The sequence below is a fragment of the Variovorax sp. LjRoot290 genome, from assembly GCF_964253985.1.
In the GTDB taxonomy this organism is placed as follows: Bacteria; Pseudomonadota; Gammaproteobacteria; order Burkholderiales; family Burkholderiaceae_C; genus Variovorax.
Genome location: NZ_CAXURW020000001.1, coordinates 3,514,817 through 3,526,664, shown reverse-complemented (window position 1 = coordinate 3,526,664; position 11,848 = coordinate 3,514,817). Strand labels below are relative to the sequence as shown.

Genomic DNA, 11,848 nt, shown 5'->3' with positions numbered 1-11,848 from the left:
AGCGATGGTATTCAGGGGAGGTCGAGGGCCACAGGCTCATGAGAAAACGCGCGCCGTTTTTTTGCGGCGCCATGCCTGGACGATGACGGTGCTGGGCACCGCGGCGGCAGTGGCGCAAGCGCAGACGGCGCCGCTGCCATCGGCGCCCAATCCCTTCGTCGAAGAACAGCGCCAGCAGGAGCGCGAACGCGCGCTGCGCCAGCAGCAGGAACGCGCGGTCGACAGCCGCCTGCAGCCCGCAGCGCCGCCCGAAACCCGGCGCCTGGCCAAGGACGAAAGCCCGTGCTTTCGTATCGAGCGCATCGTGCTCGACGGCGAGCTCGCCGAAGACTTCCAGGGCCTCCTCTCGTCCGCTGCCGGTGAAGACGGCAGCGACGACCCGCTGGGCCGCTGCCTCGGCACCGAGGGCGTCAACATCGTCCTGACCCGGCTGCAGCAGGCCGCCGTCGCGCGCGGCTACGTCACCACCCGCGTGCTCGCGGCGCCGCAGGACCTGAGCCAGGGCACGCTGACGCTCACGCTGATCCCCGGGCGCATCGCCGCCATCCGCTTTGCTGAAGGCAGCGATGCGCGCACCAGCCTCGCGAGCGCCATCCCTGCACGCCCCGGCGAGCTGCTCAACCTGCGCGACATCGAGCAGGGCCTGGAAAACCTCAAGCGCGCACCGACCGCCGAGGCCGACATCCAGATCGAGCCCTCCAAGGCCGCCGGCGCGCGCCCCGGCGACAGCGACCTGGTCGTCAAGTACAGCCAGCGCTTCCCGCTGCGCACCACGCTCAGCCTGGACGACGGCGGCACCAAGGCCACCGGCAAGACCCAGGCCGGCGCCACCGTCGCGTGGGACAACCCGCTCGGACTCAACGACCTCTTCTACGTCAGCGCGAACCACGACGCCTTCAACCACAGCGGCCAGGGCACCAGCGGGCAGACCGTGCACTACTCGGTGCCCTACGGCTACTGGCTCTTCGGCGCCACCGCTTCGCGCAACCGCTACCACCAGACCGTGCAGGGCGCCGACCAGGACTACGTCTATGCCGGCGAGTCGGGCAATGCCGAGCTCAAGCTCTCGCGCCTGATCTACCGCGACCAGCGCCGCAAGACCACGCTCGGCCTGCGCGGCTTCAGGCGCAGTGCGCGCAACTTCATCAACGACACCGAGATCGAGGTGCAGCGGCGCGTGACCGGCGGCTGGGAGCTGGGCCTCGCGCACCGCGAGTTCATCGGCCAGGCCACGCTCGACGCCAACCTTGCGTACCGCCGCGGCACCGGTGCCTTCGGCGCGCTGCCGGCGCCCGAAGAAGCCTTCGGCGAAGGCACCTCGCGCTTCAGGCTCGTCACTGCCGAACTGGGCTTGAACGCGCCCTTCGAGCTCGGCGCGCAGAAGCTGCGCTACACGGGTCTGTGGCGCGGCCAGTGGAACCGCACGCCGCTCACGCCGCAGGACCGCTTCTCGATCGGCGGGCGCTACACCGTGCGCGGCTTCGACGGCGAATCGAGCCTGATGGGCGAGCGCGGCTGGCTGCTGCGCAACGACATCGGCTGGGCGTTGGGTGCGAGCGGCGCCGAGCTCTACCTGGGCATCGACTACGGGCGCGTGGGCGGCCTGTCCACCGAGCAGTTGGCGGGGCGGCACCTGAGCGGCGGCGTGATCGGGCTGCGCGGCGCTCTGAAGGGCCTGAACTACGACCTCTTCGTCGGCGCGCCGATCAGCAAGCCCGAGGGCTATCGCACGGCCAAGACGAGCGGGGGATTCAACCTGAACTTCAGTTTCTGAGCACGCAAGGTAAAAAGAATGAACAAGCACCTTCACCGCATCGTCTTTAGCGCCGCGCGCGGCATGTGCATGGCCGTGCAGGAAACGGCCATGAGCGCGGGCAAGGCCACGGGGGCGACCTCGGCTGTCGTGGCGACTGCCCTCGCTGGCCTGCTTGCCGTTGCACCGGCGCCGGCGCAGATCGTCGGTGCGCCGGGCGTGGCGCCCAACCTGCGGCCCACGGTGCTGGTGGCACCCAACGGCGTGCCCCTGGTCAACATCCAGACGCCATCCGCGGCGGGCGTCTCGCGCAACCTCTTCAACCAGTTCGACGTTCAGCGCAACGGCGTCATCTTGAACAACAGCCGCACCGATGTGCAGACGCAGCTCGGCGGCTTCGTTCAAGGCAATCCCTACCTCGCGACAGGGCCCGCGCGCATCATCCTCAACGAGATCACGAGCGGCAACCCGACGCAACTGCGCGGCTACGTGGAGGTCGGCGGCCAGCGGGCCGAGGTGATCATCGCCAACCCGGCGGGCATCGCCGTCGACGGCGGCGGGTTCGTCAACGCCAGCCGCGCGACGCTCACGACCGGCACGCCGCAGCTCAATGCGCAGGGCGGGCTCGACAGTTATGTGGTGCGCGGCGGCACCATCAGCATCGATGGGGCCGGGCTCGATTTGAGCCGCACTGACTACGCGGCGATCCTCGCGCGCGCCGTGCAGGTCAACGCCGGCCTCTGGGCCAACGAGCTCAAGGTGGTGACCGGGGCCAACCAGGTCTCGGCCGATCACGGGCAGATCAGCCCGACCGCAGGGACCGGCGCCACGCCGACCTTTGCGCTCGACGTCGCGCAGCTCGGCGGCATGTACGCCGGCAAGATCACCCTGATCGGCACCGAGGCCGGGCTCGGTGCGCGCAATGCCGGCACCATTCAGGCCGCGAACGGCGCGGGCACGCTGGCCGGTGCCGGTCAGCTCGTCGTCACCGCGGCCGGGCGGCTGGAGAACATCGGCACCCTGCAGGCCACGGCCGGTGCCAACCTATACGCCGACAGCCTGGCCAACAGCGGCCGCATCGCCAGCGGCGGCGAACTCAAGATCGCCACGCAGGGCACGCTCGGCAACGCGGGCGGCACCCTCGAAGGCCCGAGGGTCGAACTTGCGAGCGCAGGCGGCGATATCGACAACCGCGGCGGCACCATCCGCCAGACCAGCGGCGTCGGCCTGACGGTGGCGGGGCCGAGCCTGAGCAACACCGCGGGCGGCGTGATCGGCGCGGAGCCGATTCCCGAAGCGCCTTCGCAACCCAGCCCCGGCGCGGGCACAGGCGGAACAGGCACCGGCGGCACCACGGTCCCCGGCACGCCGACCACGGGCGATGGGGGCGGCACCGCCACCGGCGGCGGCACAGCCCCTTCGCAACCCTACGTGCCTCCCGCACCCGGCAGCATTACCGCCGCGGGTTCCATCCTCAACGATGGCGGGCGCATCTATGCGGGCGGCCCGATCGCGCTGCAGACGCCGCAGGTCAACAACAACGGCGGCGCGCTCACCACGACGAGCCTGGCCGCGAGCGGCCCGAGCTTCAGCAACGTGGGCGGCAGCGTCAACGTCAGCAACAGCTTCAGCGCCAATGTCGAGCGCTTCGACAACACCGGCGGGAGCCTGCGCGCAGGCAGCCTGAACATCGTCGCCACCGGCGATCTGGTCAACCAGGACGGCAAGCTCGAGAGCAATGGCGATGCGAGCTTGAGCGCCGGCGGCTCGCTCGACAACACGCGCGGCACCGTCTCCGCTGCGGGTAGCTTGACGGGGAGCGTCGCGGGCGCCGTCAACAACACCGCCGGCACTCTGCTGGCCAACCAGGGCGTCGCCCTCGGCGCGCAGTCGCTTACCAACAGCAAGGGCAGCATCCAGTCGGCCACCGCCGGCACCCGGCTCACGGTGGCGAACCAGGTGCTCAATGCCGAGGGCACGATCGGCGCGGCCACGGACCTGTCGGTCCAGGCGGGGAGCCTGAGCAACAGCGGCAGTTTGCGCGGCAGCAACGACACCACGATCGATGTGGCCGATGCACTCGTCAACGACGGCAGCATCACGGCCGGGCGCAACACTGCGATCACTACCGGCAGCCTGCAAAGCCCTTCGACAAGCTCAGGACAGGCGGTATTGGGCGCCGGCATCCAGGCCGATGGCAAGCTCGGCAGCACCGGCGATCTGCGCGTGACGACCACCGGCGCGCTGGTGGCCACAGGCACCCAGCTTGCCGCGGGCGATGCCGTGCTGCAGGGCGCGAGCATGGACCTGTCATCCAGCACCACCAGCGCGGCGAACATCGCGCTGACCGCCACTCAGGGCAATGTCAGCACGAGCGGTGCGACGGTCCTCTCGCCGGGCACGCTGAGCGTCGCGGCGAATGCACAACCTGGCCAGACGCTGGTCAACGACGCAGGCATCCTCAATGCGGGCCAGCTCGACATCCGCGCGTCGAACATCGCCAATACGAACGGCGGCGAGATCGTGCAGACCGGCACCGGCGCAACCACCATCGCCACCTCGGGCGCCATCGACAACACCCAAGGCCGCATCGCCACCAACGGCCAGGACCTGAGCCTCTCGGCCGCGAGCTTCACCAACACCGGCGGCAAGATCGAGCACGCGGGCAGCGGCACGCTGACCATCGCCGGCGGCAGCTACAACAGCGGCGCCGACGGCCAGATCACCGGCAACGGGGCGCTGGTCGTCAACCTTGCGGGCGCCTTCAACCAGGACGGCGGCAGCACCTACGCCAAGCAGATCACCATCGATGCCGGTGCCTTGAGCAACCAGAGCGGCAAGATCGTCCAGGGCGAGTCCGGGAATACGCGCATTACCGTGGTCGGTGCCTTGAACAACAACGCCGGTACCATCGCCAGCAACGGCAACACCATCGTTGCTGCGGGGAGCCTGAGCAACCAGGCCGGCACGATCCGCGTGGCCGAGACTTCGAACCTCGGCCTCACCGTCGGCGGCATGCTGGACAACAGCAGCAAAGGCGAGATCGGCGCCGGCGGCAGCACGACCATCCAAGCCGGCAGCCTGAACAACAACGCCGAAGGGCGCATCACGGCAGTCGGCGATCTCAGCGCGACCGTCGCCGGTACCCTGACCAACGTCGACGGTACCCTGGCTGCCAACGGCAACACCACCGTCGAATCCGCCAGCCTCGACAACACACGCGGCACCGCCGCGGCGGTCAACGGCGACCTGCGCGTCACCACCGCAGGCATCACCGACAACACCACCGGCAAGCTGCAAGCCGGCGGCAACGTCGTGCTGGCCAACGGCGGGCTCGTGAACATCGGCGGCAAAGTGGGCGGCAACAGCCTTTCGGTCGACACCCGCGGCAATGCGCTGAACAACACGCAGGGCACGCTGGCTGCGACGCAGAGCGTCGACCTGAAATCGGGCGTGCTCACCAACACCGCCGGCCTGATCCAGTCCGGCGCTGCGATGCGCATCGACACCAACGGCCAGGCGCTCATCAACACCGCAGGCGCAAGCTACGACAACAAGCAGGGCGGCATCACCAGCGGCGACACCCTGACGTTGAGCACCGGCGCCGTGAACAACACGGCCGGCTTCATAGGTGCGAAGAATGCGCTGAGCGCCAGCACTCAGTCCTTCACCAATGCCGCCGGCGGCCTGGTGCTCGGCCAGGACGCGGTGATCATCAACACCAACGGCGCCGGCTACGACAACCGCGACGGCCAGACGCAGGCCATGGGCGACCTGCGCATCGATGCCGGCGCCATCGACAACACCGCCAGCCTGATCCGCTCGCTCGCGACGACAACGCTGAATGCGGGCACGCTGGCGAACGCCAGCACGCAGGGCACCGAGCAGGGCATCGAGGGCAAGAGCGTGGCCATCAACACCGGTGCGCTGATCAACACCTCGGGAGCCATCCGCGCCGATGTGAACACGACCGTCACCAGCGGCGGCGGCGTCGACAACACCACTGGCCTGATCTCCGCCGGCGACACGCTGGCGATCAAGGATTCGAATGCGGCCAAGACGCTCAATCTGGTCAACACCAACGGCACGCTGGTGGCGGACAAGAGCCTCAAGATCGATGCCGCCAGGTTCAGCGGCGATGGCCAGGCCGTCTCGGGCAAGGACCTGAGCATTGCCCTGACGCAGAACATCGTGAACAACGCCGAGGTGGCCGCCAACGGCAACCTGACCTACACCACCAGCGGCGACTTCACCAACAACGGCAAGCTGCTCGCAGGCGAGACGCTCACCGTCGGCGGCAACAACGTCGAGAACACCGCCAATGCGGAGATGTCGGGCCTGAACACGATCGTCAACGCTGCCGGCACCTTGACCAACCGCGGACTGATCGACAGCAGGGGCAACACGCAGATCGATGCCGGCACGCTCAACAACATCGGCACGGGCCGCATCTACGGCGATGCAATCTCTATCGCCGCCGGCACGCTCAACAACGACGCCGAGACCGTCAATGGCGTGACCAAAGCGGGCACCATCGCCGCGCGTTCAAGTCTCGATATCGGGGCCAACACCATCAACAACCGCGAGCATGCGCTGATCTTCAGTGCCGGCGACATGTTCATCGGTGGCGCCCTGGACGCCAACCGCTATGCCACGGGCCAGGGCGCCACGCTCAACAACCACAGCGCCACCCTCGAATCGCTGGGCAGCATGGCCATCGCCATGGGTGCCATCAACAACTGGGACATTCACCTCCAGCTGGGGCAGCAGGTCACGCATTCGACCACCTCCCGCCTTGCCACCATGGACGGCAAGTTCTGGGACCGCAGCGACACCTGGGGCGACGACGCCAGCCGCTTTGTGTTCCATCGCAACGCCGACGGCTCCGTCGTCGTCGTGGGCTCGGGGTGGGGCATCTGGGACGACACCACCGACGCAACCACCGACTACGCCACGCACACCGATCCGGCGCGCATGGTGGCCGGTGGCAACATCGACATCAACGGCTTCCTCCACAACCGCGACAGCCAGGTGCTCGCCGGCGGCACCATCAATGCCCCCGGCGCCAAGAACGAGGCCACGCAAGGCACCAGGACCGCCACCGTCACCACGCTCGTCACCGGCTACATGGCCAGCAAGCCAGGGACGGGCCCCAACAACTTCACCGTGCTGGGCCCGAACACGTCGAGCGGCACAGTCGACGTCGGCAGCTTCAGATACGAGTCCAACTACCTTGCAACCAGCGGTGCTGCGCCCGCGTCGGCGACCGGCGTGGCCGTGGGTGGCACGGCGGGCGGAACCGGCAGCGTGAACGGTGGCACGCGCCTCGGCGCCATCGTCGAAGTTCCGGCCAACGTCGGCGGCGTCGTCAAGACCTCGGGCACCGGCGCCGATGCGGCTGGCGGTGCAGGCGCCGCCAGCCGCATCGGCGCCAGCCAGGCCATACCGATGGTGGTGCGCACCAGCACCCCGAACACCTCCATCCCCACCGCAAGCCTGTTCGCCATTCATGGCGGCCTCGGCGGCTACTTGATCGAAACCGATCCGCGCTTCGCCAACTATCGCAATTGGCTTGGCAGCGGCTACCTGCTCGACAAGCTGGGCCTGGACCCCGACACCATCCAGAAGCGTCTGGGCGACGGCTTCTATGAGCAGAAGCTCATCCGCGAGCAGGTCGCTCAGCTCACCGGCTACCGCTACCTCGACGGCTTCTACAACGACGAGGACCAGTACACCGCGCTGATGAATGCGGGGGCCACCTTCGCCAAGGAATACGGCCTGCGCCCCGGCATCGCGCTTACGGCCGAGCAGATGGCGCAGCTCACCAGCGACATCGTCTGGCTGGTCGAGCAGACCGTCACCCTGCCCGACGGCAGCACGCAGCAGGTACTGGTGCCGCAGGTCTACGTGCGCATACGCCCGGGAGACATCGACGGCTCAGGCGCACTGCTCAGTGCCGACGCCGTCAAGATCAAGAGCAGCGGTGACGTGACCAACACCGGCACCATCGCCGGCCGCACCCTGGTAAGCATCAACGCCGACACCATCAACAACCTGGGCGGGCGCATCAGCGGCGGCAATGTCGCGCTGGAAGCCGTCAACGATCTGAACAACATCGGCGGCACGATCGATGCGCGCGACAGCTTGTCGCTCAAAGCCGGACGCGACATCAATGTCCGCACAACGACCACCACCAACACTGTCGGCCTGAACAGCAACACCAGCATCGATCGCGTGGCGGGCCTGTATGTGACCAACCCCGGTGGCACGCTGGTGGCCAGTGCGGGCCATGACGTGAACCTGATCGGTGCCATCCTCGAGAACAAGGGGCCGGGCGGCTACACCTCGATCACCGCGAAGAACGACATCAACCTGAGCACGGTGCGCGAGTCCAGCGCGATCGTGGGCAAGGGGATCGGCAGCAACAACTCGATGGCCGCGTCCTCCTCGCGCGAGCTCGGAACGACCATTGTCACCGATGGCACGACGATCCTGAACGCAGTCCGCGACGTCAACGCGCGTCAAGCCACCGTGGATGCCGGCAAGGGCCTCTTGAGCGTGCAGGCCGGGCGCGACATCAACATCGCATCGGGACAGGCCCAAACCTCCGGCAGCTTCTCTGCGCAGTGGACGGACAAGGGCCTGACGCGCAGCACCGACAACAAGCTGAGCAGCGAGTTCGCCAACAGCACCAGCATCGGCAGCAGTTTCTCCGGCGGCATGGTCGCGATCGGCGCCAAGAACGACATCTATATCGAGGGCTCGCACGTCAGCGGCACGCAGGGTGTGATGATCGATGCCGGCCGGAACCTCAGCATCGTCGAGGGGCGCAACACGACTTATTCCTCGGCCGAACAGGACCGCAAGACCAGCGGCGTGAGCGGCTTGCTGGGGATGGCGGTGGGCGCGCCGATCACCCCCGTCTTGCCCTTCTCCAAGGGGAGCACCACAGGCATCGAGCTGCAATCCGACACCGCTTCGGCCAGCACCATCACCAGCAGCCAGGGTGGCGTGCTGCTGCAGGGCGGCACCGTGAACATGGTGGGCGTCCAGGTCGATGCCGCCAAGGACATCGTCATCAACGGCGGCCAGGTCTACATCCAGGCTGCCACCAACACCAGTTCAGTCACCGGCACCAGCAGCACCAGCGGCAAGGGCCTGACAGCCAACCAGTTCATCTGGCACGACCCCAGCACCGGCATCAACGCCAAGCGGACCATCACCACCGACATCCAGGACAGCACGCTCACGCGCACCACGCTCAACGGCGCCAACGTGACAATCACGGCGGCCGACACGCTCGCCATGTTCGGCACCACGGTGAATGCGTCGGGCGCCCTCACGCTCAACGCCGACACCCTGCTCATGGGCACGCAGACCACCGAGCACAGCCAGAGCGAAACCAGCCAGGGGCGCGACCTCGGCTACCAGAAGACGAAGGACAAGGGTACCCAGGACCAGACCACCAACTACAACCAGTTCAACACCGGCAAGCTGGCGGTCAACGCCAACCATGTGCAGGCGGGAATCGGGGCGAGGGACAGTCTCGAACAGCTCGCCAAGCAGCCTGGCATGGGCTGGGTGGAGCAGCTCAACAACGATCCGAAGCTCAGCGGCAAGATCGACTGGGTCAAGGTCGAGGAGGCGCACAAGAACTGGAACCATGAGCAGCAGGGGCTCACACCCGAGGGCGCGGCCATCGTGACCTTAGTGGTGGCGTACTTCACCGCCGGAGCAGCTTCGGGAGCCGGCACCGCCGCAGGCGAGGCGGCAGCGGTGGGTGCGGGTGAGGGTGTTGTGCTGACGACGGGAAGCACCTTCGTGAGCGCTACGACCGGTGCCACGATCTCCAGCGCAGTGGGCGGTGCGGTCACCGCCGGCGTCACGGCGCTGGCTGGCCAGGCGGCGGTGGCGTTGATCAACAACCAGGGCGATCTCGGCGGGGCGCTGCACGATCTGGGATCGAGCTCGAGCGTCAAGAACCTGCTGACGGCCATCGTCACGGGCGGCGTGCTGGGCGGGCTGGACCTCAACCCGACCGGATTGCCGACGGCCGGCGGTGGCGCGCAAGGCTTCATGACCCAGCTGGGCCAGAACCTCACCGCTGGTGCGGCGCGAGCCGTGGTCGGGACGGCCATCAATGGCGGCAGCCTCGAGGAGAACCTGAAGGAGGGCCTCAAGGGGGCGATCCTAGACACCGTTGCTGCGCAGGCGGCGTTTGCAATTGGGGGCGCACGACTGGACGACTTCACCAACAAGGTGGCGCACGCGATCGCGGGGTGCGCGGTGGGAGCCGCGAGAGCTGACAGTGCGAGTGGCTGCGGTGCAGGGGCGCTCGGTGCGGCGATCGGTGAGATGGCGGCTGAGACCTATGGTCGTCGGGCTGACACGGTGCAGTTCGCGGCCATGGTGAGCGGAATTGCCGCGGCTCTCACGGGTGCCGATGCGGCGCAGATCAACCTTGCCAGCCAAGCCGGCAGCAACGCGGCGGCCAATAACTACCTAAGTCACCCTGAACAGGTGGCGCGGGCCCAAGCGCGCGATGCATGCTACGCGAGAAACACAGACGCTTGCGGCCAAGTCGCCGCACTCGATCGTCTTGATCAGCAACGCGACCAGCGCGTGAGCGAATTGGCCCAAAACTGCACCACCGACTGTGCCAAGGTGGCGCAATTCATCAACAACGAACTCACCGCCCTGGGCTGCAACACTGGCAGCCCATATGCCTGCGACGATGCGGTGCTCAAGCAGGCATGGGTCAATGCCCAAACCAAGGCGCAAGGATTGCAGCCGGGCTTCGGACCAGATGACGCCGTGCTCATCGCCTATGGCCTGGTGCGTGGCGGACTGAAGATCATCTCGGCCATCGGGGGACAGGGCAGCGGGCCTATTGTGGTGGCGGATGCCTTGAGCGCGCCGCCTGCCGCCGTAGCCAGACAACTCAACAATCTCTATCGGGATGGAGCCGCGCCGGAACTCATCCAGAAAACCTTCAACCAGGCGGCGGTGAGCTCCACTCACAACGCTGGCGCCTCGGAGGTCGTTCTCGGAAGATACATTGCTGGCAGCCCCGACTCCTATGAAGCAGTGGCGCAGGCACGCGGCTCGACGTATTTTTCCATGTCGGATTGGAGTGCTGTGCAGGGGCAGTTGGGGGTCGAACAGATGTGGAATATCAACAGGACATTTTTGGATCAGCAAATTGCGCAGGGGAAGAATTTTGTATTTACCTCCAATCCTGCATTGGCGAGATCTGGCTCCTTCACCCTTCAGGAGTACAATCATCTGTTGAGCTCTGGATATGAAATTCAATCAGCAACAGGAGGACTTTTCCGTGCAATTAAAAAATGATCTGCAAAGCCATAATTTACTCGATGAGACCATCAGGAATTACTACGAGAGAAACGGGGGCAGAGAAGCTCGAAATTTCTTGTACACCGAAGATGGTGAATGGGGATGGCATTACACACATTTTCTGATTGATAGAAAACATGTAATTCGATACGGCTACGGACAAGATCGGGGCGGATGGGTTGGTGGAGTGGAACTTGCGATCGGTCCCCACTACTTCGACCCTTCAGCCTTCTGGTCATTTAAAGACGCAGAACGTTTTGCCATTGAAGCCACCACTGGCGGTGTTATAAGAAATCTCATCTTGCTCGATGAATTCTTGGGCTATCCAACACCCAAGCCATGGGAAACGCCGGCTGCTCCAACTTGAACCAATACAGTGAGTCGTTGAATGCTGCCGGTCAGTAGATCGATAAGATCAACAACCGTTCTGATTCCAGCCTGGCCTGGCACTGCGGCACACGGCACACGGCACACGGCACACGGCACACGGCACACGGCCACGGCCACGGCCACGGCACACGGCACACGGTACGCGAACGCCTCGCGCGAACTTGGAACCACCATCGCGACCGATGGCACCACCGTCCTGAAGGCGGGGCGCGACGTCAACGCACAGCAAGCCACCGTGGATGCCGGAGCTCGCACATCAGCGGCACGAGACGACCTGTGGGCAAATGTGTGCAAGTCGGATAGCTCAGGAAATGGGAGTTCGATCTGCCACAGAGCAAAGCTTTATTGTGA

Annotated in this window: 3 protein-coding genes; all 3 read left to right on the top strand. The window is 66.3% G+C overall.

Annotation, left to right across the window (positions count from 1 at the left end):
- The first annotated feature begins 82 nt into the window (after positions 1 to 82).
- Genes ACSQ9A_RS17455 through ACSQ9A_RS17445 form a run of 3 tightly spaced genes read left to right on the top strand, consistent with a single transcriptional unit; the run spans position 83 to position 11,474 of the window.
- Entirely contained in the window at positions 83 to 1,774 is a 1,692-nt protein-coding gene (locus ACSQ9A_RS17455; RefSeq protein WP_436304562.1) for a ShlB/FhaC/HecB family hemolysin secretion/activation protein, read from the top strand.
- Positions 1,775 to 1,792: 18 nt separating this feature from the next.
- Complete coding sequence (locus ACSQ9A_RS17450) at positions 1,793 to 11,104, top strand: two-partner secretion domain-containing protein (protein WP_436304561.1); 9,312 nt, start codon at positions 1,793 to 1,795, stop codon at positions 11,102 to 11,104.
- A complete protein-coding gene (locus ACSQ9A_RS17445) occupies positions 11,055 to 11,474 on the top strand; it encodes a hypothetical protein (protein WP_436304560.1) in 420 nt (139 codons plus the stop codon). The genes ACSQ9A_RS17450 and ACSQ9A_RS17445 overlap by 50 nt, the downstream gene beginning before the upstream one ends.
- Positions 11,475 to 11,848 lie beyond the last annotated feature (374 nt).

Coding starts and splice junctions, on each gene's coding strand:
- ACSQ9A_RS17455 (WP_436304562.1), top strand. CDS start 83: ATGACGGTGCTGGGCACCGCGGCGGCAGTGGCGCAAGCGCAGACGGCG.
- ACSQ9A_RS17450 (WP_436304561.1), top strand. CDS start 1,793: ATGAACAAGCACCTTCACCGCATCGTCTTTAGCGCCGCGCGCGGCATG.
- ACSQ9A_RS17445 (WP_436304560.1), top strand. CDS start 11,055: ATGAAATTCAATCAGCAACAGGAGGACTTTTCCGTGCAATTAAAAAAT.